This is a genomic window from Streptomyces sp. NBC_01525 (assembly GCF_045040405.1).
In the GTDB taxonomy this organism is placed as follows: domain Bacteria; phylum Actinomycetota; class Actinomycetes; order Streptomycetales; family Streptomycetaceae; genus Streptomyces; species Streptomyces benahoarensis.
The window spans coordinates 5,195,114-5,220,000 of record NZ_CP109397.1 but is presented as its reverse complement, the minus strand read 5'-3'; the positions used below and the strand labels follow the sequence as shown (position 1 = coordinate 5,220,000).

Here is a 24,887-nt window from a genome sequence, read left to right as displayed (position 1 = left end):
TCAGCTTGGAGCCGATCAGCGGGATGTCCGGCTTCTCCCGCAGGAGGAAGGGGACGCCGCCGATGTGGTCCTCGTGGCCGTGCGTGAGCACGATGCCGTCGATGTCGTCGAGCCGGTCCCTGATGGACGTGAAGTCCGGCAGGATCAGGTCGATTCCGGGCTGCTCCTCCTCGGGGAAGAGCACTCCGCAGTCGACGATCAGCAGCCGGCCTCCGTACTCGAAGACCGTCATGTTGCGGCCGATCTCTCCCAGGCCGCCGAGGGGTGTGACCCGCAGGCCGCCCTTGGGGAGCTTCGGGGGGCGGCCGAGTTCGGGATGCGGATGACTCAAAAGACTCTCCTCACCACGCGCGCCACGCTGCCGTCGGGGCACGTGGCGCGCATGACATTCGTGCACTTGCTGTGGGGCGGTTAAGGGCCGTTTTCAGTTGTGAAGTCTGTGCTCAGAGTTGTACCCCGCCGGCGGCGAGGTCCCGCGTCAGCTGCTCCGTCTCCTCGGGGGCCAACTCCACCAGCGGCAGGCGCAGCGGCCCGCCGGGCAGGCCCTGCAGGCCGAGGGCCGCCTTGGTGGTGATGACGCCCTGGGTGCGGAACATGCCGGTGAAGACCGGCAGCAGCTTCTGGTGGATCTCCGTCGCCTTGGTGACGTCACCGGCGAGGTGGGCGTCCAGCAGGGCGCGCAGCTCGGGAGTGACGACATGGCCGACGACCGAGACGAAACCGACGGCGCCGACGGAGAGCAGCGGGAGGTTGAGCATGTCGTCGCCGCTGTACCAGGCGAGGCCGGAGCGGGCGATGGCCCAGCTCGCGCGGCCGAGGTCGCCCTTGGCGTCCTTGTTGGCGACGATCCGGGGGTGCTCCGCCAGCCGGACGATCGTTTCGGTGTTGATCGGGACACCGCTGCGGCCCGGGATGTCGTACAGCATCACCGGCAGGTCGGTGGTGTCCGCGATGGCCGTGAAGTGCCGCAGGAGTCCTTCCTGGGGCGGCTTGCTGTAGTACGGCGTGACCGCGAGCAGACCGTGGGCGCCGGCGTCCTGCGCGGCGCGGGCCAGCTCCACGCTGTGCCGGGTGTCGTTGGTTCCGGCTCCGGCCACCACGAGGGCACGGTCCCCGACGGCATCGACCACAGCGCGGACCAGCTGCGCTTTCTCCGTGTCGCTGGTGGTCGGGGACTCTCCGGTGGTGCCGTTGACGACGAGGCCGTCGTTACCGGCGTCCACCAGGTGGGCGGCGAGCCGCTGCGCGCCGTCGAGGTCGAGATCGCCATCCTCCGTGAACGGCGTGACCATGGCGGTCAGCACCCGCCCGAACGGGGTCTGCGGTGTGGAAGTCGGAGCCATGGGTCCCACGCTACTCGTAGCTCACCGCTGGATGTGCCGCCGGGGAGCAGGGATGTGGACTCCGGCACTGCCTGCTCGGGGGTTCAAGCAGTGCCGGGTCCGTTTCTTCAGCGTAGATGAAGTTCTCAAAATGCTGCAATACGGACACCTCCGGGGTTGGGGTCCCGGAGGTGCCGCGGTGCAGGTCGGCGGGGCTACGGGGCGATGCGGCCGTTGGCGTTGAATGCGCCGTACGTGAGCGGCATCAGGCGTGCCCAGTGGGCCTCCATCTGCTCGCCGACCATCTCGATCTCGCGCTGCGGGAAGGACGGCACCTGCGCCTGCTCGTGCTGGGTGCGCAGCCCGAGGAAGTGCATCAGGGAGCGGGCGTTGCAGGTGGCGTACATGGAGGAGTAGAGGCCGACGGGCAGGACCGCGCGGGCGACCTCGCGGGCGACCCCGGAGGCCAGCATCTCCTGGTAGGCGGCGTACGCCTGGCGGTAGGAGTCCTCCATGACGCGGCCGGTCAGCTCGTGCTGCTCGGTGGTGCCCTCGACGAACTCGTACTTGCCGGGGCGGCCCTGCTGGACGAGCTTGCGGTCGGCGCCGGGGACGTAGAAGACCGGCTCCAGGCGGCGGTAGCGGCCGGACTCCTCGTTGTACGACCAGCCGACGCGGTGGCGCATGAACTCGCGGAACACGAAGATCGGGGCGCTGATGAAGAAGGTCATGCTGTTGTGCTCGAACGGGCTGCCGTGCCGGTCGCGCATCAGGTAGTTGATCAGGCCCTTGGAGCGCTCCGGGTCCTTCTGCAGCTCTTCGAGGGACTGCTCACCGGCCGTGGAGACGCGGGCTGCCCACAGCACGTCGCTGTCCGCGGCGCTGTGCTTGACCAGCTCGACCGTCACCTCGCTCCGGAAGCGGGCGAGCTCACTGTCGGAGCTGTCAGGGCCGTCAGGGCTCTGCGTGCTCGCGGCGGGGGTCTGGGACACCGGTGGTTCCTTCCGTTCGATCCGTGCGGCGTCCAGCCTACGGCCCGCCACTGACAGTCCGGGAAATCCCGCCTGATGCGGTGTTAGCGGGCAAAAGGGACCCCGGTGTCGGGAGGGAGCGGGGTCGTTGATATTTTTCACAGAAGTTACTGGAAACAGGCACCAAACGGACGCCACAGACGTCTAACCCTGTGAAAGTGCCCACTTCGAGGTTCCTAGGAGAGCCCCAGATGTTCCGCCGGCGTGAGCCCGTCCCGTTCGCCTTCGTCGCCGAGGCAGACCGGTTCCGCAGCAATGTCACTCCCCCGCCCCGCGAACGCGCCTCGCGCTCCCAGCTGGCGGGCCGCACACTGATCACCCTGACCCTGGTGGGCGGCCTGGCGGGCTCCCTGCTGTTCGGGATTCCGGCGCTCCAGCAGGAGGCGCCGGGCGCCGTCAGTACGCATCAGTCCGAGGCCGCGCACCGCTGACCTGCGGGGCCGGAGCCACCCGTGCCGGAGGGCGCCGGGTGGTTCCGGCCCCGCACTGCCGATAGCCTCACCGGTCACAGCGTCCACCAGCGCCCTGAGTGAGGATCAGCCGTGCCCCTGCCCTTCCTGACGGCCGACCGCGACCTCGACGTCGACGACCGTACGGCGGCTCCGCCGCTGCCCCACGAGGCGCCCGAGCGCTGGCGGCGGCCCTACCGCCCCGGCCCCTGGCGGGTGGGCATCTCGGCGGTGGCCCTGCTGCTGGCGTCGTTCGTGCTGCTCTCCGCGATGATCATCGGCTTCGCCGGTTCGCTGCCGGGCGCCGTGACCTGCGTGGTGCTGGCGCTGATCGTCATCGGTCTCGCGCTGCGGCTGCTGCGGGTCGGCGTCTGGGTCAGCGCGCAGGGGCTGCGACGGGTCGGCCTGATCGGCACGGTCACCGAGCCGTGGGGCGCCACCGGGGCGCTGCGGACCGTCCAGCAGCCGGTGCGCTGGCTGGGGCTGCCCCGTACGGTGCAGGGGCAGGCGCTGATCGACCGGCGGGTGTCCGGCCAGTCGCGGGTGCTGCTCACCGACCACGGCGCCGACTTCCTCTCCCGCCCGGAGGCGTTCGAGCGGGCGGCCGATGTCCTGGAGGCGTGGGCCGCGGAGTACCGCAGGTAGACGGATGGAGTACCGCAGGGAGACGAATACGGATGACGACGGCGCCCGGCCGGGGAGAGTTCTCCCGGCCGGGCGCCGTCGTCGTGTGTCCGGTGGTCGTCGTGTGTGCCGTGATCGCGCGGGCCCGCCACCGTATGCCGTGGTCACGGGGCCCAGCAGCTCAGGCGCGCACCGGATCCCCGTCGTGGAGAGCGATGGCGCGCTGCATGGCCTTGCGGGCGCGCGGGGTGTCGCGGGCGTCGTGGTAGGCGACGGCGAGGCGGAACCAGACCCGCCAGTCGCCGGGCGCCTCCTCCGCTTCGGTCTGCCGCCGGGCGAAGACCGCGTCGGCGGCGTCCCGGTCGATCCGGCCGCCCGGGGTAAGCGCGGGTGCCCCGTCATCGGCACCGTTCGCGCCGTCCTCGGCCGCCAGCTCGCGGCCGAGGCGGTGGGCGTCGCGGGCGAAGCGGGTGTTGTGCCAGAGGAACCACGCGCCGATGACCGGCAGGACGAAGGCGATCGCGCCCATGCCCATCGCGGCCGGCTTCCCCGTCAGCAGGAGCAGCGCGCCCTCCATCGCGACCACGCCGAAGACCAGGACCAGCACGGTCGCGAGGAAGAAGTAGGTGATCTTTCCGCCCATGACGCTCAGCCCAGGTCGAGGAAGTGTTCCAGGCCCACCGTCAGGCCCGGGGTGGACACCACACGCCGCGCGCCGAGCAGGATGCCCGGCATGAAGCTGCTGTGGTGCAGTGAATCGTGGCGGATGGTGAGGGTCTCCCCCACGCCGCCGAACAGCACCTCCTGGTGGGCGAGGAGCCCGCGCAGCCGTACCGAGTGCACGGGGACGCCGTCGACCGACGCGCCGCGGGCGCCGTCCAGCGCGGTGCTGGTGGCGTCCGGCTGCGGCGCGCACCCGGCCTCCTCGCGGGCCGCGGCGACGAGCTGCGCGGTGCGGGTGGCCGTACCGGACGGGGCGTCCGCCTTGTTGGGGTGATGCAGCTCGATGACCTCGGCCGATTCGAAGAACTTGGCGGCCTGCCGGGCGAAGGTCATGGTCAGCACGGCGCCGACGGAGAAGTTCGGCGCGATGAGCACGCCGGTCCCCGGGGAGGCGGCCAGCGCGGTGCGCAGCTGCGCGAGGCGTTCGTCGGTCCAGCCGGTCGTGCCGACCACGCCGTGGATGCCGTGGCGGACGCAGAAGTCGAGGTTGCCCATGACGGCATCCGGGTGGGTCAGCTCGACGGCGACCTGGGCACCGGCGTCGGTCAGCGCCTCCAGGGAGTCACCGCGGCCCAGCGCGGCGACCAGCTCCATGTCCTCGGCGGCCTCGACGGCCTTGACGGCTTCCGAGCCGATACGGCCCTTGGCGCCGATCACGGCCACGCGCAGCTTGCTCATCGTGTCAGCTCTCTCTTGGTGGTACGGCGAACGGGGTCAGGCGACGGCTTCGTGCAGCCGGTCGGCCTGCCGGTCCTTCAGCGGGCCGATGACGGACAGCGAGGGCCGCGCGCCCAGGACCTCTCGGGCCACCTCCCGGACCTCGTCGGGGGTGACGGCGGATATCCGCTCCAGCATCTCGTCGACGGAGAGCTGGGCGCCCCAGCACAGCTCGCTCTTGCCGATGCGGTGCATCAGGGCGCCGGAGTCCTCCAGGCCGAGGACGGTGGAGCCGCGCAGCTGCCCGATGGCCCGGCGGATCTCGTCGTCGGTGAGGCCCTCGGCGGCGACCTGGTCGAGCTGGTCGCGGCAGATCGCGAGGACGTCGCGCACCTGGTTGGGGCGGCAGCCCGCGTAGACGCCGAACAGGCCGCAGTCGGCGTAGCCGGAGGTGTACGAGTACACGCTGTAGGCCAGGCCGCGCTTCTCACGGACCTCCTGGAAGAGCCGGGAGCTCATACCGCCGCCGAGTGCGGTGTTGAGGACGCCCAGGGCCCAGCGGCGGTCGTCGGAGCGGGCGAGCCCCGGGGTGCCGAGGATGACGTGGGCCTGCTCGGACTTGCGGTTCAGGTGCTCGACGCGGCCCCCGGCACGCAGTGTGCGGGCGCCCGCGCGCGGGGCGAGCGGGGTGGCGTCCGTGCCGTCGAGGGCACCGGCCCGCTCGAAGGCGCGGCGGACCAGGCGGACGACCTTGGCGTGGTCGACGTTGCCGGCGGCGGTGACGACGAGGTGCGTGGGGTCGTAGTGCTTCTTGTAGAAGCGGCGGATCCGCGCGGGGGTGAGGGCGTTGACGGTGTCGGGGGTGCCGAGGACCGGGCGGCCCAGGGGTGTGTCGCCGAGCATCGTGTGCGCGAAGAGGTCGTGGACGCCGTCGCCCGGGTCGTCCTCGGTCATCGCGATCTCTTCGAGGATCACCCCGCGCTCCGCCTCGACGTCCTCGGCCTCGATGAGCGAGCCGGTGAGCATGTCGCAGACGACATCGATGGCGAGCGGCAGGTCCGTGTCGAGGACCCGCGCGTAGTAGCAGGTGTATTCCTTCGCGGTGAAGGCGTTCATCTCGCCGCCGACGGCGTCGACGGCCGCGGAGATGTCCAGGGCGCTGCGCCGCTCGGTGCCCTTGAAGAGCAGGTGCTCCAGGTAGTGCGTGGCGCCGTTGAGGGACGGGGTCTCGTCGCGGGAGCCGACGTGGGCCCAGATGCCGAAGCTGACCGAGCGGACGGTGGGCAGGGTCTCGGTGACCACCCGCAGACCGCCGGGGAGGACGGTCCGGCGGACGGTGCCCGCGCCGCCCTCGCCCTTGAGGAGTGTTTGGGTACGGGCGACGGCCCGCCCCTCCGAGGAGGTGCGGGCCGTCGTCCGGTGCGTGCGGGACGTCACTTGTCGGCGTCGTCCTTCTTGCTGTCGGCGTCGTCCTCGTCCTCGACCACGGGGATCAGGGAGAGCTTGCCGCGCTGGTCGATCTCGGCGATCTCGACCTGGACCTTGGCGCCGACCCCGAGCACGTCCTCGACGTTCTCCACGCGCTTGCCACCGGCGAGCTTGCGGATCTGCGAGATGTGCAGCAGGCCGTCCTTGCCCGGGAGCAGGGAGACGAACGCGCCGAAGGTCGTCGTCTTCACGACGGTGCCCAGGTAGCGCTCGCCGACCTCCGGCATGGTCGGGTTGGCGATGCTGTTGATCGTGGCGCGGGCGGCCTCGGCGGCCGGGCCGTCGGCGGCACCGATGTAGATGGTGCCGTCGTCCTCGATCGTGATGTCGGCGCCGGTGTCCTCCTGGATCTGGTTGATCATCTTGCCCTTGGGGCCGATGACCTCACCGATCTTGTCCACGGGGATCTTGACGGTGATGATCCGCGGGGCGTTGGGGGACATCTCGTCCGGGACGTCGATGGCCTCGTTCATCACATCGAGGATGTGGAGGCGGGCGTCGCGGGCCTGCTTGAGCGCGGCGGCCAGGACCGAGGCGGGGATGCCGTCGAGCTTGGTGTCGAGCTGCAGGGCGGTGACGAACTGCTTGGTACCGGCGACCTTGAAGTCCATGTCGCCGAACGCGTCCTCCGCACCGAGGATGTCGGTGAGGGCGACGTAGTGGGTCTTGCCGTCGATCTCCTGGGAGATCAGGCCCATGGCGATACCGGCGACCGGGGCCTTGAGGGGCACACCGGCGTTCAGCAGCGACATGGTGGAGGCGCAGACCGAGCCCATGGACGTCGAGCCGTTGGAGCCCAGCGCCTCGGAGACCTGGCGGATCGCGTAGGGGAACTCCTCGCGGGTCGGCAGGACCGGCACGATGGCGCGCTCGGCGAGCGCGCCGTGGCCGATCTCGCGGCGCTTGGGCGAGCCCACGCGGCCGGTCTCACCGACGGAGTACGGCGGGAAGTTGTAGTTGTGCATGTAGCGCTTGCGGGTCACCGGGGAGAGGGTGTCCAGCTGCTGCTCCATGCGGAGCATGTTGAGGGTGGTGACGCCCAGGATCTGGGTCTCGCCACGCTCGAACAGCGCGGAGCCGTGGACCCGCGGGATCGCCTCGACCTCGGCGGCGAGCGTACGGATGTCCGTGACGCCGCGGCCGTCGATGCGGACCTTGTCCTTGATGACGCGCTCGCGGACCAGCTTCTTGGTCAGCGCGCGGTAGGCACCGGAGATCTCCTTCTCGCGGCCCTCGAACTGCGGGAGCAGCTTCTCGGCGGCGATCTCCTTGACGCGGTCGAGCTCGTTCTCCCGCTCCTGCTTGCCCGCGATGGTCAGCGCCTGGGCCAGCTCTTCCTTGACGGCAGCGGTGAGCGCCTCCAGGACGTCGTCCTGGTAGTCGAGGAAGACGGGGAACTCGCCGGTCGGCTTGGCGGCCTTGGCGGCGAGGTCGGCCTGGGCCTTGCACAGCACCTTGATGAAGGGCTTGGCGGCTTCCAGACCGGCAGCGACGACCTCTTCGGTCGGGGCCTCGGCCCCGTCCTTGACCAGCTGGACGGTCTTCTCGGTGGCCTCGGCCTCGACCATCATGATCGCGACGTCACCGTCGGGCAGCACACGGCCGGCGACGACCATGTCGAAGACGGCGTTCTCCAGCTCGGTGTGGGTCGGGAAGGCGACCCACTGGCCGTTGATCAGGGCGACGCGGGTGCCGCCGATCGGGCCGGAGAAGGGCAGGCCGGCCAGCTGCGTGGAGCAGGAGGCGGCGTTGATGGCGACCACGTCGTAGAGGTGGTCGGGGTTGAGCGCCATGACCGTCTCGACGATCTGGATCTCGTTGCGCAGGCCCTTCTTGAAGGAGGGGCGCAGCGGCCGGTCGATCAGGCGGCAGGTGAGGATCGCGTCCTCGGAGGGCCGGCCCTCGCGGCGGAAGAAGGAGCCGGGGATCTTGCCGGCCGCGTACATCCGCTCCTCGACGTCGACCGTCAGGGGGAAGAAGTCGAGCTGGTCTTTGGGCTTCTTCGACGCGGTCGTGGCCGACAGCACCATGGTGTCGTCGTCCAGGTACGCGACGGCGGAGCCGGCGGCCTGCTTGGCCAGGCGGCCCGTCTCGAAGCGGATGGTGCGGGTGCCGAAGGTGCCGTTGTCGATGACGGCTTCGGCGTAGTGGGTCTCGTTCTCCACCAAGAAAATCTCCTCGTCAGCGTCCGCCACCCGTGTGGCGGCGGACCTTCGTCGGCGGAGCGCCGGTACGGGCCGGTCTTCGATCGAAGCTCCCGGGATGCAGCCGCGGAGATGTCGCGCGGAGATCCGGGGGCCACTACCGAGGACCGGCGGCCAGGGGGCGCTCCCCCTCGTTCGGTTGTGCTCGTGACACCAGACTACAAAGCTTCCGGCCGCCTCGCGGCGGCAGCGGTGTCCGGTGCGTACGGCGAAGGGAGCGGCCCCCGGTGGGAACCGCTCCCTTCACGGCGTCCTACTTGGCGCCCGCCGCGCCGCGGCGGATGCCCAGGCGCTCGACCAGCGCGCGGAAGCGCGTGATGTCCTTCTTCGCCAGGTACTGCAGCAGGCGGCGGCGCTGGCCGACGAGCAGCAGCAGACCACGGCGGGAGTGGTGGTCGTGCTTGTGGGTCTTGAGGTGCTCGGTCAGGTCCGAGATACGGCGGGAGAGCATGGCCACCTGGACCTCGGGGGAACCGGTGTCACCCTCCTTGGTGGCGAACTCGGCCATGATCTGCTTCTTCGTAGCGGCGTCGAGCGGCACGCGGTACTCCTCGGTGTGTACGGCCCGGGAGCGCCCCTGGATTTGCTTCACAGGGAATCTTGGTGACTCACGGCGGACCGTCACACAGCGTACCAGCCGACGACGACGGCCCCCCGGGCGGGCCGGGGGGCCGTCGTGGGGCGCGGGCGCAGGTCAGTTGCCGGTCAGGCCGCGCACGGTGGCGTAGACGTCCAGGACCGCCAGGCAGAGCGGCACCAGGGAGAGCAGGACCAGGCCGTCGAAGATGTCGAAGATCCGGCCCCAGAAGGGGGTGACACCCTTACGGGGGACGACCAGTCCGACGCCGACGAGCAGGGCGGCACCGGCGGCGATGCTGGCGGAGAACCAGACGGTGCGGATGTTGAGCGGGCCGGAGTCGCCGAAGCGGGCCAGCTCGACGAGGGCGTCGACCGGCGGGTGGAGCGCGATGCCCAGGATGAGCAGCACGATCGTGAGGATGCCGGCGACGGCCATGCAGGCGATCTGCGCGGTGTAGTCGAAGAGCCGGGCGCGGAGCATGATCGTGATGCCCGCGGCCAGCGCCATGAGCTGGGCCCACATGTTGTCGGAGAAGCCGAGGACGACACCGGCGGAGCCGACGACCAGGGCGGAGCAGCCGGCGACGAGGCCGAGCAGGAGCTCGTGGCCGCGGCGGGCCTGGTTGCCGATCTTGACGAAGTCGACGGCCTCGGAGTCGCCGTCGGCGTCGTAGCCCTTGGCGATCTGGTCGGGCGACTTGTAGCCGATGGGCAGGCGGGCGAAGCGGGCCGAGAGGCCGGGCAGCCAGGCGACGAGCGCGATGGAGACGGCGGCGGTGACGGCGGCGACCTCGATGGGCGCGGCGTCGGTGAGGATCGCGGCGAACACCGAGAGGGTGCCGATCGCCGAGAGGAAGGCGGCGGCGACGAACGGGGCGTCACCCTGCGGTAGCAGCACCACCAGCAGGACGGAGGCGATCAGGACGACCACGCAGCCGACGAGGAGGTGGAGGCGTCCGGGGCCCTCGCCCGCCTCGACGGGGAAGATCCCGGAGCCGGCGATCAGCAGATGCGGCAGCGAGGCGAGGCCCAGCGCGATGGAGGAGCCGTGGTCGTCGTAGACGCGGGCACGGACGCCGGAGACGGCGACGAGGACGATGCCGACGACGCCCGCGATGATGCCGGGCAGCCGGTGCATGTCGCGGTCGACCGGGTTCGAGAACCAGAGAGCGAACGCCATCATCGTGAGCAGCAGGACGCCGGCGGTGAGGCCGACGTAGTGCATGAGGTCGTCGCTCCAGCGGGTGCGGTTCTGCTTGACCGCGGAGGCGACGGCGTCCGAGACGTCGTCGAAGACGGGGAGCGGCAGCGATTCGGCGAACGGCTTGAGCAGGAGGAGGTCGCCGTCGAGGATCTGCTGCTGCGCGAGCGACTGACCGGCGTCGAGTACGGTGCCGTCGCGGCGCACGAGGTGGTAGCCGGTGGGGGCACCCTCCGCCTGGGACTGCCCCGACAGGCGCAGGATCTCCGGGTAGATGTCGACGAGTGCGACGTCCTCCGGCAGTGCCACATCGATCCGTGCGTCCGGCGCGGCGACCGTGACCCGGCAGAAGCCGGTACCTGTGGTCGTGCTCACCTGGCGGTTCCCCCTATCCGTTGGGTGTTTTGTCGCGTGCGTGGCGTATGTATGGATTCATATACGGATCCCTGCGGGAGCCTTATTCACCCCGTCGCGGCACGCTCGCGGGGCGTCAGCGTACCGTCCGATTCGGCGCTTGCCCCACTCCCCCCGAGACTTGACTCCAAACAGTAGGATCAACGCCTGCGTCGGGCCAAGGACTTGGCTCGGGGGACCGTCGAATCCAACGGGGGCGGTCCGAGACTGCGAGATGCATGAAGGACTGATGCCTCGGTGAGCGTTGTCATCGTCAAGCGCCCGCCCCGCGCGCTACCACCTGAAGTTCCTGGTGAGGAGGTGACGCTGGAGGCGCCTCCCGAACTCCCCCGGGAAGGGGAACAGGAGAACATCCTGATGATGTTCATGCCCATGATGGGTATGGGCTCATCGGCCGCTTTCCTTTTCATGGGCGGCCAGCCGTTCATGAAAATCATGGGCGGCGTGATGGTGGTTTCCACCCTGGCAATGGCGATCGTACAGATCGTCAAAGCCCGTCAAGGCCCTTCCGGGCAAATGGTTCAAGAGCGTCAGGATTACCTCAAGTACCTTTCGCAGAAGCGAAAAGAGGTACGGCGCACCGCACGTAAGCAGCGTGACGCGCAGCTGTTCACGCACCCCGACCCCGGGCAGCTGTGGTCGGTCGTCGCGGAGGGCAAGCGGGTCTGGGAGCGCCGGGCGAGCGACCCGGACTTCGCGCAGGTGCGGCTGGGACTCGGCCCGCAGCAGCTGGCCACCCCGCTGAAGGCGCCGGAGACCGCGCCGGTCGACGAGCTGGAGCCGCTGACCGCGCACGCGATGAAGGAATTCCTCGACAAGCACGGGCACTTGGAGAACCTTCCGCTCGCGGTGTCGCTGCGCGCCTTCTACCACCTGACGGTCTCCGGCGACCCGGACACCGTCTACGCCGCCTCGCGCGCGATGGTGGCGCAGCTGTGCACGATGCACTCCCCCGAGGACCTGATGGTGGCGGTCGTCGCCTCCCCAGGTGCGCAGGCGGAGTGGGAGTGGACGAAGTGGCTGCCGCACGTCCAGGACAAGACCACGGACGGCGCGGGTACCCGCCGCCTGGTCGTCGGTGACCTCGGCGAGGTCGAGGAGCTGCTGGCCGACGAGTTGGAGGGCCGCGGCCGCTTCAACCCGCAGGGCACGCCGGTGACGGACACCCCGCACCTGGTGATCCTGCTGGACGCGGGCGAGGTGCCGATCGACTCGGTCATCGCCGGTGCGGAGGGCCTCCAGGGCGTCACCATCGTCGAGGTCGTCCCCGGCGACCTCGACGAGATCCGCGGCGGTCTGGCGGTGCAGGTCCGGCCGGGCAAGCTGGTACTGGAGTCGGCGAGCGGTGCGGTGTACGAGGGGTCCTGCGACACCCTGTCGATCCCGGAGGCGGAGGCGCTGGCGCGTCAGCTGGCGCCGCTGCGGGCCGGCGCCGGTGCGGACGGCGAGGAACCGCTGCTGTCCAACTTGGACTTCACGGACCTGATGGATATCGGCGACGCCGGTTCCGTCGACGTCCAGCGCACCTGGCGGCCGCGGACGCTGCACGAGCGGCTGCGGGTGCCGATCGGTGTCGACCGGGACGGTCAGCCCGTCATGCTCGACATCAAGGAAGCCTCCCAGGAGGGCATGGGCCCGCACGGTCTGTGTGTCGGTGCGACCGGTTCCGGTAAGTCCGAGGTGTTGCGCACCCTGGTGCTGGCCCTGGCGGTCACCCACTCGTCCGAGACGCTGAACTTCATCCTCGCGGACTTCAAGGGTGGCGCCACCTTCACCGGTATGTCGGAGATGCCGCACGTCGCGGCGGTCATCACCAACCTCGGTGAGGACGTCTCGCTGATCGACCGCATGCGCGACTCGATCACCGGTGAACTCCAGCGCCGTCAGGAGCTGCTGCGCTCGGCGGGCAACTACGCGAACATCACCGACTACGAGAAGGCGCGTGCCGCGGGGGCCCCGCTGGATCCGCTGCCGTCGCTGGTGATGATCATCGACGAGTTCTCCGAACTGCTGGCCGCCAAGCCGGACTTCATCGAGATGTTCATCCAGATCGGCCGCATCGGCCGTTCGATGGGTGTGCACATGCTGCTCGCCTCGCAGCGCCTGGAGGAGGGCAAGCTGCGCGGTCTGGACACATTCCTGTCGTACCGGCTGGGTCTGCGGACGTTCTCCGCCGCCGAGTCGCGGACCGCGATCGGTGTGCCGGACGCCTACCACCTGCCGAACGTTCCCGGCTCCGGCATCCTGAAGTACGACACCGAGACGATGGTGCAGTTCAAGGCCGCGTACGTGTCGGGTCCCTACCACGGTCCCGGTGCGGGCGGCGGGGGCGGCGGCGGGCGGGCCAACCGGCTGCCGGTGCCGTTCACGGCGGCGCCGGTCGCCGAGCAGATCATCGAGGACCCGACGCCGGCCGAGCCGGAGGCGCCGCAGCAGGACGACGCGCTGGCCGACACCGTGCTGGACGTCATCGTCCAGCGGATGCAGGGTCAGGGCCCGCCGGCGCACCAGGTGTGGCTGCCGCCGCTGGAGGAGGCGCCGACCGTCAACCAGCTGCTGCCGTCGCTGGCCGTCACCCCCGAACGGGGCGTGCACGCGCCGGAGTACAGCGCGCTCGGCAAGCTCGTGGTGCCGGTCGCGCTGGTGGACAAGCCGTTCGAGCAGCGGCGTGACGTGATGTACCTGGACTTCTCGGCCGGTGCCGGTCACGGTCTGGTCGTCGGTGGTCCGCAGTCCGGTAAGTCGACGCTGATCCGTTCGGCGATCGCCTCGTTCGCGCTCACCCACACCCCGGCCGAGGTGCAGTTCTACTGCCTGGACTTCGGTGGCGGCGGCATGCTCGCCATGGAGGGGCTGCCGCACATCGGCGGTGTCGCCTCGCGTCTGGACGCCGAGAAGGTCCGCCGTACGGTCGCTGAGGTCGTCGGCATCCTCAACGAGCGTGAGGAGTTCTTCCGGCAGCACAACATCGACTCCATCGGCACCTACCGCCAGCGGCGTGCCTCGGGCGCCTTCCCGGACCAGAAGTGGGGTGACGTCTTCCTCGTCATCGACGGCTGGTCGACGTTCAAGACCGACTACGAGCAGCTGGACCCGGTCATCCTGGACATCGCCGGGCGGGGTCTGGGCTTCGGTATCCACCTGATCATCGCCGGTTCCCGCTACACCGAGATCCGTCCGGCGCTGCGCGACCAGCTCCTCAACCGCGTCGAGCTGCGGCTCGGTGACGCGATGGAGTCGGAGTTCGACCGCAAGCGCGCGGAGAACGTCCCGATGGGCAAGCCGGGCCGCGGTCTGTCGCCGGAGAAGCTGGACTTCCTGGCCGCACTGCCGCGGCTGGACGGCATCAGCGATCCGGAGTCGCTCAGCGAGGGCATGGCGAATCTGGTGGAGACGGTCAAGGAGCACTGGCAGGGCGAGCCCGCCCCGCAGGTGCGGATGCTGCCGACGATGCTGTACGCCCGGGATCTGCCCAAGGGCAGCGACTACCCGGACCACGGCATCGCGATCGGTGTCGACGAGACGACGCTGTCGCCCGCCTTCATCGACTTCGAGACCGACCCGCTGCTGGTCATCTACGGCGAGAGCGAGTCGGGCAAGTCGTCACTGCTGCGGCTGCTGACCAAGCAGATCGCCGAGCGGTACCCGTCCGACAAGGCGCTGATGGTGGTCTCCGACTACCGCCGCGCGCTGCTCGGCGAGGTCCCGGAGAGCCATCTGTACAAGTACTGCGCCGCGGGGCCGCAGCTGGAGGAGGTCATCTCCGGTCTGGCCGGTTCGCTGGGCCGCCGGATGCCGGGCCCGGACGTCACGCCGGAGCAGCTGCGCAACCGCAGCTGGTACGACCTGCCGGACGCGTTCGTGATCGTGGACGACTACGACCTGGTGGCGACGAGCAGCGGCAACCCGCTGCAGCCGCTCCTGGAGTATCTGCCGTTCGCCCGTGACCTGGGTCTGCGCCTGATTCTGGCGCGCACCTCCTCGGGTGCCGGACGTTCCTCGTTCGAGCCGGTGATGCAGCGGACGAAGGAGCTCGGCGCGCAGGGTCTGATCCTGTCGGCCGACCCGGGCGAAGGCCCCCTGATGGGCAACATCAAGGGCCAGAGCCTGACGCCCGGCCGGGCCACGTTCGTCACGCGCAAGCGCGGCGCGCAGCTGGTCCAGACGGGCTGGCTCCCGGCGAGCGGCCGCTGACCGGCGGTCCTCGGGATGGACGACGGCGGTGGGGCGTCCCTCTTCGGAGGGGCGCCCCACCGCCGTGGTGGGGGGAGTTGTTCTCGCGTTCCGTACGGGGCCGGGGAGGGTTCCCGCGACCGGCCGGGCCCGTCCTGGTGGGCGGGCCCGGGGTCCCGCGACCGGCCCGGGCCCCCGGGGCGGCTCAGCCGAAGGCGCCGTGCCTGCCGACATCGGGGCGGACGCCGCCTGCCGGAGTGGTGCCCCCGGCCGGGTCGGTGCCGCCGGAGGGCTTGGCGTCCGGGGCCGCGGCGGGTGCCGGGGCGGCGGACGGCGCGGCCGCCGCATCCGGGCCGCCGGAGCCCTTGCCCGCCGGTGCGGCGTTCTTCGGCCCGCCCGTACCGGATGCGGCGGCCGCGCCGTCCGGGGTGCGGGCCCCCTTGGCGATACCGGCGCCGCCGCGGCGGGGGCCACCGGGGCCGAACGGGTCGGGGCCCGCGGGCGCGTCGGAGACCGCCCATTCGCCCTTCAGCGGCGGCCGGCTGCCCTGGCCGCCGCTCCCGCCGCCCTTGCCCCGGGCGAAGCCGCCGAGCGCGTTGCCCAGCTGCCCGAGGGCCATGACTCCGTACATCAGATCGCGGCCGCCGTCCGAGGAGTTGCCGACGGGCGCGGCGGGCGCCGGGGCGTCCTTCGCCTCACCCTCGTGCTCCGGCGCGGCGGGCCGGGACGCGGCGGATTCCAGGTCGGCGGCGGCCAGTTCGAAGACCGGCAGCGTCTCGTCCACCGACCGCTTGAGGCGGTGCCAGTCGGCGGCGAACGCCTCGCCCGCCGGGCCCTGCCAGTCGGCGGCCGCCGCCCGGCCCACATGCTTGTCCAGCTCGCGCACCATGCCGTCGAGGTGGCTGCCCATCTCCCGCCACCCGGCCGCCGCCTCGTGCAGCGCCTCCGGATTGCCCCGCCCCGTCATCCGGCACTCCTGATCATCGTGTCCAGCTCGTCCTCGACCGCCTGCGTCGAGGCGGCCGTCCGCCGTATGCCGCCGCCGACCTCGGCGAGCCGCTCCCGCAGCTGCCCGAGGGCGCGTTCGGCCTGCTCGTACAGTTCCCTGTGCGAACGGGCCGCCTCCTCGTCGCCGAAACCGTCGCGCAGCGCGGTGGCGTCGGCCCTGCGCCGGAATGCGGTCAACTGCCGTGCCAGATCGTCCGCATGTTTTTCGAAGACCGCGCCGAGCTTGTGCAACTGCTCGGTATCGGTCCGGACTTCGTCGGACATCATTTTCTCCCCGAATTTGATGGGCAGTGACCTGCCGGACATCGTCTCAGATGTAGCACACCGGCAAAGGGCGGCCACCTCACCGTTCGGCGGCCGGACGGTGGTACCCGGAATGCGCGGTACGCGATATCCGGCAATAGAGACAACCCGCCTTGACGCCCTCTTCCCACCCGTCATTAGACTCGTGACGCCGGTGCAGCACATGTGGTTGCTGTGCCACACGTTCAAGGGGGCAGCATGAGCAACGAACGGCAGATCCAGGACGCGGACCTGATGGACGTCGCCCAGGATCCGGAGCAGGCGCACCGGCTGCGCAAGGCGCTGAAGACCCTGGCGGACAACCCGAACGTCGGCGGTCCGCTCCAGGAGATGGCCAAGGAGGTCCTGGCCGGGCGGATCGGCATGAAGGAAGCGGTCCAGACGCCGACGTACATGGACGCGATCGGCGACCGCATCGGGGAGATCCGGCGCGCGGCGGAGAACCAGACGATGGCGGAGCGCGAGGAGTCGCGCGAAAAGTTCGCCGCCTGGCAGAAGCAGCAGGACGAGCAGGAGGACAAGGAGCGCGCCGAGCGCGACGGCCCGTCCTCCCAGCTCGTCACCGGTCCGCGCCGTGGCCGCGGCGGCTCCTCCCACCGGAACTGAGACCGCGGGATGCGGGGTGAGGGGAGGAGCCGGGTCTCTTCCCCTCACCCCGCTTCCCGTTTCGCCCCGCCATTCCTCCGGGCCCTGCCCCGCTCCCTTTCCTGATTCCCTCGCTTTCTTCACACAGAAGTGCCTGCGGCGCGCGCAGTGGAGATACCCCGCGCGCTCTTTTCCCGTAAATCGCGTACGGAAATCGGGAGTACGGGGCTTTTGGCCCGAAAACCGTGCGCCGGACAACGGATCGGGCGCCCGACACCCGGTCCGCGGTCAACGGAGCGCACCCGTGTACCGGTTCCGGAACAGCCTGCCCCGCCGGCTCCGGGGGCGCGGCCCGGATCATAGGATCGCCGGTGGAGCCGGAGAACGACGGTGAAGGGCGGGATTCATGGGGGACGAGGAAGTCATCGACGCCTCGCGGACGGACGGCGCCACGGCGCCCGGATACGCACCGCATCCGTACATCGGCGGCCGCACCGCGGCGCTCCGCGCCCTCGCCGCCTGGCGGATGAGCTGGCCCGGCGCGCCCCGCGTCATCGCGCTGACCGGCGCCCCGGGCAGCGGACGCGGACGGCTGCTCACCGGTTTCCTGATGCTGTGCGACCCGGAGTTCCGTACCCGGCTGCCGCTGGACGAGCTGGACCCGGCGACCGTACCGCCGGACCTCCCCGCGCCCGCCGTGCCGCGCCCCGACGGGCTCACCGCGGCGCAGCTGCTGTGGACCGTCGCCGACCACTTCGAGCTCGCCGCCACCCGCACCGCCGACATCTTCACCGAGCTGGGCGCGCGCGAGGAGCCGGTGACGCTGGTGGTCCCGGATGTCGCGGCGGCGGGCCCCGTGCGCGCCGCCGGGGAACCGGCCCGCCTGGTGCGCGAGGTCCTCGCGCCGCTCGCCGCCGTCCCCACCGTGCAGCTGCTGGCCGTCGTCCCGCGCGAGCTGGCCGCCGAGCTGACCGCGGGGCTGCCACAGGGCCAGGCGCAGATCATCGACCTCGACGCACCGGAGTGGGCCGATCCGGACGGGCTGGTGGCGCACGCCGCGACGGCGCTCGACCCGGCCCGGGGGGCGCCCGCCCTGCCGTTCACCACCGGCCCACGACCGCGCGAGGCGCTCGCCGGGGCGCTGGCCGCCCGCGCCGCCGGGAGCCATCTGACGGTGGAACTGGCCGTACGGTCCGCGCTGCTGGCGCCGGAGGGCTTCGACCCGGCCGCTACGGAGCGGCTGCCCGCCACCGTGGGGCAGGCGGTCGATCTGCACGCCCGACGGCTGGGCGCGGACCCGGGCCTGCTGCGGCTGCTGCTGGCGCCGCTCGCGCTGGCCGAGGGCGACGGGCTGCCGCTCCCGCTGTGGGGCGCGCTGGCGAGCGCCGTCGCGGAGCGCGATCTGAGCCGCGAGCTGGCCGAGGGCATGCTGCTGACCGCCCCGTTCGTGGACCCGGTGGAGGCCCCGTCCGACGCCGAGGACGGGGCCGACGGCCGGACCCTGATCCGGATCGCCCACCCCGCGCTCGCCGCGGAGATCCGGGACGGGCTGCCCGACGCCCGGGGCGCGCAGACCCGGATCGCCATGAAGCTGCTGGAGGCGGTGCCCGGCCAGGACTGGTCCCGGGCCGACCCGTACGTCCGCGACCACCTCGCCGGGCACACCCTGGACGCCGGGCTGCTGCCCCAACTCCTCACCGACCCGGGCCTGTTCGTCCATACCGACCCGGTGGTGCTGCGCGCCGCCGTCGAGGCCGTACCGCTCCAGGAGCTGGGCGCCCCGGCCCGTACGTATCTGCGCACGGCGCCGCTGCTGACCCGTACGCAGGCGACGCCCGCCCTCCGCGCGGCGTTCCTGGAGACGGCGTTCGTCGAGGACGGGCTGGCGCCGTACGCGCAGGCGCTGCACGGCCTCGGCCTCACCCTGCCGTGGCGCACCCTGTGGAGCCTGCCGCCCGCCGGGGCGACCGCCGTCACCGCCGGGGTGCTGCCGGGCGGGCCGGTCCCCGTGCCGGTGGCGGTCAGCCGGGTGCCCGCCGCGACGCCGGGCGCCCGCCCGCTGCCCGGCGGCGACGGTGCGTTCGTCGTCCACACCCTGACGGACGGGATCCCGCTCGATGCGGCGCCCGAGCAGGTGGTGCGCCCGTCCGAGGAGGAGCGCGCCGCCTCGCCGTTCGGCCTCAGCCGGGGCGGCGGCTATGTGCGCGTGTGGGACCGGGGTACCCAGGAGGTGGTGGCGGCGGTGATCACCGATACGCCCGTCCTCGGCGCCGATCTGTCGGCGGACGGCGTCCTGCTGATCGCCACCGAACGCGGCGTCACCGCCCGGCGGATCCTCACGACGCCGCCCACCGCCCCGGCTCAACCCGGCCCCGCCGGCGTGCCCTCCTCTCCCGGCCCCGCAGGAGACCGCTCGTGATCACCCAGCAGCAGGCACACGCCACGGCGGACCGCTGGCTCAACCCCGAGGGGGCGCCGGGCCCGCGCCGCCAGGGAGTTCGCTCTCGGCTGGGTGGTGTGGGCCGTGCCGCCGCCTCCGGAGACCGGCCCGGCCGCCGGCGGGCGGCGCCCGCCTCCGGAGACCCGCACCGCCTGAGGGCTTACGGCTTGGGGCTTGCGCTTTGCTTACGACTTTGGGGCTTGCGGCCGCAGGCGCATGGTGCGGCCGCACGGGGGCGACGGCGACCAATTCACGGAGCGGCGACGGCGACGGCAGAGTCAGGGCTGACGGAACCGCGGCGGCGACACATTCAGGACTGACGCAGCAGCGGCACACTCACGGCAGCAACAGCCAGTCCGCGGCGAGGGCCGCGGCCAGTCCGACGCCGAGCAGCCAACTCCCCAGCCGGGTACGGCCGTGGCGGCTGAGTTCGATCACCACGCCGCACAGCACGAGCGCCGCCCCGTACACCCCGACCACCAGCACCGAGGTCCGGCTGGCCAGCCGTACCACCAGCACCGCGGCCATCGCGCCCATCATCACCGAGGCCAGGGCGATCCGTATCCGCCGCGCCTGACGGGGCGTCGCCGCCCGTTCCCCCGAAAGAGGCTCCTCGCCCCTGGCTGCTTCCATGATCCGAGATGCTACGGGACCGCCACGCCCGCCCCCGCCCGCACTCTCCACCGCACAACACCCCCGCCACAGCGCCCCGTTCGCCACCTCACCCCACCGGGAACATGACCTCCCTCCCCGATGCCCTTCCCCCACCCCCTCCCCTTCCTCCACCTTCGCCTTGCCATTCCCGGGAATTCCCCACCGCATCACCACTGCACGGTTCCCCCGCCTCCCGAACGGAAGCTAACTCCCCCGCTGCCCCGCTCCACCATTAACACTCCACAATTCCCACAGATTCCGCACAACCCCATGTGGCATGGCGCCATACAGATCATTTAAAGTGAGATCGTTGGATGTGAAAATTGCCACGCAAAAATGGGAATGCAACGGGGGTAGCGATGGCAGGCAAGGCTTTTGACGTAGATCCCGACGTGCTGAAAGCACAGGGCGCCGCGTTCGTCCACATCGGCAGCGACTTCTCCAAGGCGTCGAAGAAACTTCAGGACGATCTCGAGGGCATCGGCGACCCCTGGAATAAGTGCGACTTCGGCGAGATCTTCGAGACCATCTACGACCCGGTCAAAAAGGGCATGTTCACGTCGATGGACTCGCTCGGAGAACGCCTCGAAGGAATAGGCGAGAAGCTCGGCGAGATGGCCCAGTCCTACGCGGACTCCGACGACCAGGGCATCCACACCATCAGCGCCGTCGGCCGCCCCGTGATCTAACGGGGGGGCGACGCCGCCGCGCGATCCCGCATCGCGCTCCCAGATTTCCCGGTACCACCCGGCATCCATTCCCACAGCTCGGCCCACTGACCGCGGCCACGTCACACTTCTCTGCCACACCGTACGGGGGACAACACCGTGTCACTGACGCTTCCAGGAGAGGTCACCTGGGTCCTGGACCTCCTGGGATACGAATGGCCCGAGGCCGATGAGGACGCGCTTTTCGCATGCGCAGCGGCCTGGCGCACCTTCGCCGAGCAGGTCAACGAAGCCCTGTCCCAGGGCTCGTCCGCGGCCAACGAGGTGACGTCCGCCAACTCCGGTGAAGCCATTGAGGGATTCACCGACGAGTGGGGCTCTTTCGCCGGCGGCGGGAACAGCGGCGACAACTATCTCCGCGACGCCGCCGCGGCGGCCGAGGTCATCGCGCTCGCCTTCGACGCCGCCGCACTCGCCGTCATCGAAGGGAAAGTCGCGGTCATCGTCCAGCTGGTGATGCTGGCCGTGGAACTCATCTCCGCACAGGCCGCCGCGCCCTTCACCCTGGGCCTCTCCGAATTGGGTGCCGCCGGCGTCACCCAGGCGACGCGCCTGATCGTCCGGCAGATCCTCGACAAGATCAAGCGCGAAGTAATGCAGGCCGCCACCAAAGCCATGGAGCACGCCACCATGGACGCCATCAAGAAGATGGCGAAGAAGGCGGTCTCCAAGGAATCCCGCAAACTGGCGGCCGACTACATCAAGAAGACCGTCAAGGAAGAGGTCAAGGACAAGGCCGTCACCGCGGGCAAGGACCAGGCCAGGGAATTCGCCAAGGAAACCCTCGTCGAGGGCGCCAAGGAAAAGGCCAAGGAAGCCGGCACGGAGATGGGTCAGAACGTCGCCGAACAGGGCATCGAAACCCACTTCGGCGAACGCGACGGCATCCGGTGGAACGAAACCGCCGACATCGGCAAGGAAAAGGCCAACGAGTACGCCGACGACGTCCAGAAGGACGCGGGCGAAAGGCTGCAGACCTATCAGGACGGCGTCACCAGCCTCACCGACCCCACCGCCTACGTCGACCGCGCCCAGTCCGACCTCACCGAACGCGGCCTGAACCACGCCCAACGCCAGGCAGACCACCACACCGGCGGCGCCGCCACCCGCCACCAGGAACACACGGACACGGCCAGGGAACACGTACGGTCCGTCTTCGGCTGAGCCGAGCCGCGGCCCCGGCGCCGGGGCCAGGGCCAGGGCCAGGGGCCGCAGTCTGGGGACTCGCCCTGCCGGACATCCGGCTCCCGGCAGGCCGCAATGACTGCGAACGCATAACGGGGCGGGGCCTGCTGCAACGTCCCTACGTTGCAGCAGGCCCCGCTCATCGTCTGCTTCAGCCACCCACTCGACGTCCCAGCGGCGGCCTCATCCCTGCGTCACTGCCCGGGAGGCGGCGGGTACTGCCCGGGAGGCGGCGGGTACTGGCCAGGCGGCGCGGAGTACTGCCCGGGAACGCCACCCTGCTGCTGATACGGCACCTGCTGCCCGCCGAAACCGGGAGCACCGGGTCCACCCGGCGGCGGCCCATTCCGCCGGCCCTTGCGCCGCACCACCATCAGCACGATCGCCAGAACGATCCCGATGACAACGAGGCCCCCGACCACGATGATCACGATGAAGAGCGGACTCATCCCTGCCTTGCTCGCGGCCTGCGTCGAGTCCCCGGACCCGTCGTTGCCCTGCGAAACCGCCGAATCCCCTGCGGCCGGCGAGGAAGCAGCCGTCGGCATCTTCAACGGCCCGTTCTTCGGCCCGGCCGGAATATCCCGCTTGAGCGCGGCGAGCGGCTGAATGAATCCGTAGCCATACTTCTGATCGGGAAGCTGACTCCCCTTCGCCGAAGCCGGGAGACCGGCACTCTTGGTGAGGCGGTTGACCAGCTGGCCTACGGAGAGGTCGGGAAACTTCTCCCGAAGAAGAGCGATGGAAGCCGACACATAGGCAGTCGCGTCGGACGTTCCCGTACCCTTCTGGTACATGGAGGTGCCACTGTTCCCGGCCGATACGATCCCGACGGCCGGAGCGCTCAGCAGGACGGGGGGACCGTAGTTGGACTTGCTCCAGATCTCTCCGGAGTTCTGGACACCGCCAACCGTCAGGACACCGGGGTAGCTGCCCGGGTACTCAATTGCTTCCGCGCCCTTTCCTTCATTTCCGGACGAGGTCACCACCAGCACATCGTGCTTCAGCGCGTAGGCGATGGCTTCGACGTCGCCATCGCTCTTCGTGGAGACGGCCTGCGAAATGTTGATGACCGAGGCGCCGTGATCGACTGAGTAGCGAATGGCCGGGCCGAAGCCCTTTTCCGTCGTGCCGGAGTCCCGCACAGGAAGAATCTTCGCATCGGGCGCCAGACCCTTGACTCCGGAAGCCCCTCCCAGGCCGTGCCCGTGACCGGCGATCTCCGACGCCATCTGCGTACCGTGGGTGTCCCCGTCCTCCGGATCGGCGGATCCCCCATCGTTGAAATCCTTGCCGGGGAGAACATTTCCCTTGAGGTCGGGATGCCGGGAGTCGACGCCGTCATCGATAACGGCGACGGTCACCCCCTTACCCGTCGAAAGCTCCCAGATCTTCTCGGCATCGAATGCCTTCAGAGGCCACTGCGCATCTCTGATCTGATCCGCCGACGCAACCGGTGCGGTGCCGAAGAGCAGCGCACCGGCCACCACCGCGCCACTCACCACACGTAGCTTCCGAGTGAAGCTCATGTCATTACACCTCTCCCAACAGGACGGGGCCCCGGCCCGGAGAGCCAGGGCCCCGCCTTGTTACCACCGATCGACAGCCGACAGGTTCTTACTCGATGACCTTCGGCGCAACGTTACGCTCCGACGCCCAGGTCTCTTCGTCCTCGACAAGGTAGTCGGGACGCTCGCCGTTGTTCTGCCCCTTCTCCTTGCCCTTGGCGCCGTGCACGCCGGGTGCACCCGCCATGCCCGCGGGACGACGGCCGCCGGCGCCGGCGCCGGCCTGCGCTCCGCCGCGGCTGCGGTGCAGTCCCGAACCTCCTTGTCCGGCACCGCTGGCCTTGCCCTTGCCGGCGCCGATGACACCGCCCTTCTGACGGGCAAGGGCTCCACCACGGCCGGCGCCGCCCGCGCCCTTGGCCCCGGCGCCCTTACCGGCGCCCGCGGCGCCGCCCATCCCGGGCATTCCGGTGCGGCCTGCACCACGAGCGCCGGCACCTGCTCCACCGCCACCCGCGACGCCCATACCACCGCCGATACCGCCGCCGCCGATTCCGCCGCCACCTGCTCCGGTGCCGCCACCGATACCGCCACCGGCACCGCCGTTCAGGCCGCCGCCGACACCACCGCCGATACCGCCGGACAGGCCACCTCCGCCGCCGCCCTTCGGGGGCTGGAAGCTGTCGAGCCCGGTGTTGACGTCGGGTGTGTACGAGCCCTTGCCGGGCTGTGTCGAAATCCCACCGCTGACCCCCGACGGCTTAGGCGCGTGCAAGCCGTCGGACGAGAACCCCGGCCCCTTGCCGACGGGCTTGAACGACGGGGTCTCGGCCTTGCCGGGCCCCGGGCCGCCCGAGGGCACCGGCATGGGGATGGCAGCAGGCGGCTCTCCGCCCGGCGTGCCGGGATAGTCTTCCGAGTCGTCCCGGCGCTTGCCGCCCTTCCACGTCCCCATGGCCTTGGCCTGCGAGACGTAAGCCGCGCCCAGCTGTTCCATCTTGACGGCCATACGGAGCTGCTGCTCCTTGCCCGACGACAGGTTGCCGGAGTTGTTGTCCAGTGCCTGCTGTGTGGTCATGCCCGGGTTGGCGAGATCGCGCTTGAGGCCCGCATCGTCGCGGCTTCCACCGTCCTCAAACCAGTTGACGGCGCTGTCGACCTTGCCGGGCTTCTCCATCGACTCGACCTCGGGCTTGAGCTGCTCCAGCACGTTCGCCGCGTTCTTCATCGCGCGCGACGTGTAGTCGGCGTAGAGAGAGCAGTCCGAGATCTTCTTGCTGATCTTGTTGGCCTGCGCCCTGAACTTCTCCGCCGACGGCCCCTGCCAGTGTGCGAGGACTTCTTCGACAGCCTTGTCGAAGGCTCCCTTGATGCCTCCGCTGCTGCCGCCCACGAGCTGGTCGTGAACGTCCTTCCAGCCATGGGAGACGTTGTGCACCTCACTCGGGTTGGACGCCTTCACCATGCCCTGCATGGTGTCCATGTCCATCTCGGCGAAGTTCGTTTCGTGCTTCGCGGCATAACACATCGTTGCCGGGATGTACTCAGCATCGCCACCGCTCATGACCTTCTCCCCCTCTGCTTCTCCACACCAGCCGCGGGTCCTCCGCG

21 protein-coding genes (1 of these 21 cut by a window edge) are annotated in these 24,887 nt (G+C 70.4%); 7 read left to right on the top strand and 14 right to left on the bottom strand.

Annotation, left to right across the window (positions count from 1 at the left end):
- The 3 genes from OG422_RS23425 to thyX form a co-directional block, all read right to left on the bottom strand.
- On the bottom strand, nucleotides 1-331 hold the start of the coding sequence (locus tag OG422_RS23425) for a ribonuclease J (protein WP_405745175.1). It extends 1,355 nt beyond the left edge of the window; 331 of the gene's 1,686 nt are visible here — the first part of the coding sequence; the start codon lies at nucleotides 329-331; its stop codon lies off the left edge, out of view.
- A 112-nt stretch (nucleotides 332-443) separates the two neighbouring features.
- Nucleotides 444-1,343, bottom strand: a complete 900-nt coding sequence (gene dapA / locus OG422_RS23420; RefSeq protein WP_143942530.1) for a 4-hydroxy-tetrahydrodipicolinate synthase — start codon at nucleotides 1,341-1,343, stop codon at nucleotides 444-446.
- A 194-nt stretch (nucleotides 1,344-1,537) separates the two neighbouring features.
- Nucleotides 1,538-2,314 (bottom strand): FAD-dependent thymidylate synthase, encoded by a 777-nt coding sequence (gene thyX / locus OG422_RS23415; RefSeq protein WP_405745172.1) that lies wholly within the window; start codon nucleotides 2,312-2,314, stop codon nucleotides 1,538-1,540.
- Nucleotides 2,315-2,544: 230 nt separating this feature from the next.
- Here thyX and OG422_RS23410 point away from each other — a divergent pair, with 230 nt between their 5' ends.
- Together OG422_RS23410 and OG422_RS23405 are read left to right on the top strand one after the other, a co-directional pair.
- A complete protein-coding gene (locus OG422_RS23410; protein ID WP_143942532.1) occupies nucleotides 2,545-2,784 on the top strand; it encodes a hypothetical protein in 240 nt (79 codons plus the stop codon).
- 111 nt (nucleotides 2,785-2,895) lie between these two features.
- Nucleotides 2,896-3,447 carry a hypothetical protein gene (locus OG422_RS23405; protein ID WP_143942533.1) on the top strand — a complete coding sequence of 184 codons (552 nt, stop codon included), beginning with the start codon at nucleotides 2,896-2,898 and terminating at the stop codon, nucleotides 3,445-3,447.
- Between the two features lie 160 nt (nucleotides 3,448-3,607).
- On the opposite strand, the gene OG422_RS23400 is transcribed toward OG422_RS23405, so the two are convergent.
- The 6 genes from OG422_RS23400 to eccD form a co-directional block, all read right to left on the bottom strand.
- Entirely contained in the window at nucleotides 3,608-4,069 is a 462-nt protein-coding gene (locus OG422_RS23400; RefSeq protein ID WP_405745167.1) for a hypothetical protein, read from the bottom strand.
- A gap of 5 nt (nucleotides 4,070-4,074) precedes the next feature.
- The gene (gene dapB / locus OG422_RS23395; RefSeq protein ID WP_405745164.1) at nucleotides 4,075-4,827 is read right to left on the bottom strand and encodes a 4-hydroxy-tetrahydrodipicolinate reductase; all 753 of its coding nucleotides are present in this window, start codon (nucleotides 4,825-4,827) and stop codon (nucleotides 4,075-4,077) included.
- A gap of 36 nt (nucleotides 4,828-4,863) precedes the next feature.
- Nucleotides 4,864-6,243, bottom strand: coding sequence for a M16 family metallopeptidase (locus OG422_RS23390; protein WP_405745161.1), 1,380 nt, complete (start codon nucleotides 6,241-6,243; stop codon nucleotides 4,864-4,866).
- Complete coding sequence (locus tag OG422_RS23385; RefSeq protein WP_405747958.1) at nucleotides 6,240-8,459, bottom strand: polyribonucleotide nucleotidyltransferase; 2,220 nt, start codon at nucleotides 8,457-8,459, stop codon at nucleotides 6,240-6,242. The genes OG422_RS23390 and OG422_RS23385 overlap by 4 nt, the downstream gene beginning before the upstream one ends.
- Nucleotides 8,460-8,751: 292 nt before the next feature.
- Nucleotides 8,752-9,039 (bottom strand): 30S ribosomal protein S15, encoded by a 288-nt coding sequence (gene rpsO, locus OG422_RS23380; protein WP_143942537.1) that lies wholly within the window; start codon nucleotides 9,037-9,039, stop codon nucleotides 8,752-8,754.
- Nucleotides 9,040-9,192: 153 nt separating this feature from the next.
- Nucleotides 9,193-10,653, bottom strand: a complete 1,461-nt coding sequence (eccD, locus tag OG422_RS23375) for a type VII secretion integral membrane protein EccD (RefSeq protein ID WP_405745157.1) — start codon at nucleotides 10,651-10,653, stop codon at nucleotides 9,193-9,195.
- A gap of 276 nt (nucleotides 10,654-10,929) precedes the next feature.
- Between eccD and eccCa the strand changes: the two genes are divergently transcribed.
- Nucleotides 10,930-14,886 carry a type VII secretion protein EccCa gene (gene eccCa / locus OG422_RS23370; protein ID WP_405745154.1) on the top strand — a complete coding sequence of 1,319 codons (3,957 nt, stop codon included), beginning with the start codon at nucleotides 10,930-10,932 and terminating at the stop codon, nucleotides 14,884-14,886.
- 184 nt (nucleotides 14,887-15,070) lie between these two features.
- On the opposite strand, the gene OG422_RS23365 is transcribed toward eccCa, so the two are convergent.
- Nucleotides 15,071-15,832, bottom strand: coding sequence for a WXG100 family type VII secretion target (locus tag OG422_RS23365; RefSeq protein ID WP_143943670.1), 762 nt, complete (start codon nucleotides 15,830-15,832; stop codon nucleotides 15,071-15,073).
- Nucleotides 15,829-16,137 carry a hypothetical protein gene (locus tag OG422_RS23360; protein ID WP_143943671.1) on the bottom strand — a complete coding sequence of 103 codons (309 nt, stop codon included), beginning with the start codon at nucleotides 16,135-16,137 and terminating at the stop codon, nucleotides 15,829-15,831. Before OG422_RS23360 ends, OG422_RS23365 begins: the two co-directional genes overlap by 4 nt.
- A gap of 237 nt (nucleotides 16,138-16,374) precedes the next feature.
- On the opposite strand from OG422_RS23360, the gene OG422_RS23355 reads away from it, so the two are divergent.
- Both OG422_RS23355 and OG422_RS23350 read left to right on the top strand, forming a co-directional pair.
- Nucleotides 16,375-16,782: a hypothetical protein gene (locus OG422_RS23355; protein WP_143943672.1), complete on the top strand. Its 408-nt coding sequence runs from the start codon at nucleotides 16,375-16,377 to the stop codon at nucleotides 16,780-16,782.
- Nucleotides 16,783-17,167: 385 nt separating this feature from the next.
- Nucleotides 17,168-19,180 carry an ATP-binding protein gene (locus tag OG422_RS23350; RefSeq protein ID WP_405745149.1) on the top strand — a complete coding sequence of 671 codons (2,013 nt, stop codon included), beginning with the start codon at nucleotides 17,168-17,170 and terminating at the stop codon, nucleotides 19,178-19,180.
- A gap of 357 nt (nucleotides 19,181-19,537) precedes the next feature.
- On the opposite strand, the gene OG422_RS23345 is transcribed toward OG422_RS23350, so the two are convergent.
- The gene (locus tag OG422_RS23345) at nucleotides 19,538-19,834 is read right to left on the bottom strand and encodes a hypothetical protein (RefSeq protein ID WP_143943675.1); all 297 of its coding nucleotides are present in this window, start codon (nucleotides 19,832-19,834) and stop codon (nucleotides 19,538-19,540) included.
- Nucleotides 19,835-20,247: 413 nt separating this feature from the next.
- On the opposite strand from OG422_RS23345, the gene OG422_RS23340 reads away from it, so the two are divergent.
- Together OG422_RS23340 and OG422_RS23335 are read left to right on the top strand one after the other, a co-directional pair.
- Nucleotides 20,248-20,544: a hypothetical protein gene (locus tag OG422_RS23340; protein ID WP_251076736.1), complete on the top strand. Its 297-nt coding sequence runs from the start codon at nucleotides 20,248-20,250 to the stop codon at nucleotides 20,542-20,544.
- A gap of 138 nt (nucleotides 20,545-20,682) precedes the next feature.
- Nucleotides 20,683-21,747, top strand: coding sequence for a PE-PGRS family protein (locus OG422_RS23335; RefSeq protein WP_405745145.1), 1,065 nt, complete (start codon nucleotides 20,683-20,685; stop codon nucleotides 21,745-21,747).
- 215 nt (nucleotides 21,748-21,962) lie between these two features.
- Here OG422_RS23335 and OG422_RS23330 read toward each other — a convergent pair whose 3' ends face one another.
- Both OG422_RS23330 and OG422_RS23325 read right to left on the bottom strand, forming a co-directional pair.
- On the bottom strand, nucleotides 21,963-23,270 hold the full coding sequence (locus tag OG422_RS23330; protein WP_405745142.1) for a S8 family serine peptidase: 1,308 nt from the start codon (nucleotides 23,268-23,270) through the stop codon (nucleotides 21,963-21,965).
- Nucleotides 23,271-23,385: 115 nt separating this feature from the next.
- Entirely contained in the window at nucleotides 23,386-24,840 is a 1,455-nt protein-coding gene (locus tag OG422_RS23325; protein ID WP_405745139.1) for a hypothetical protein, read from the bottom strand.
- Between the last annotated feature and the right edge of the window lie 47 nt (nucleotides 24,841-24,887).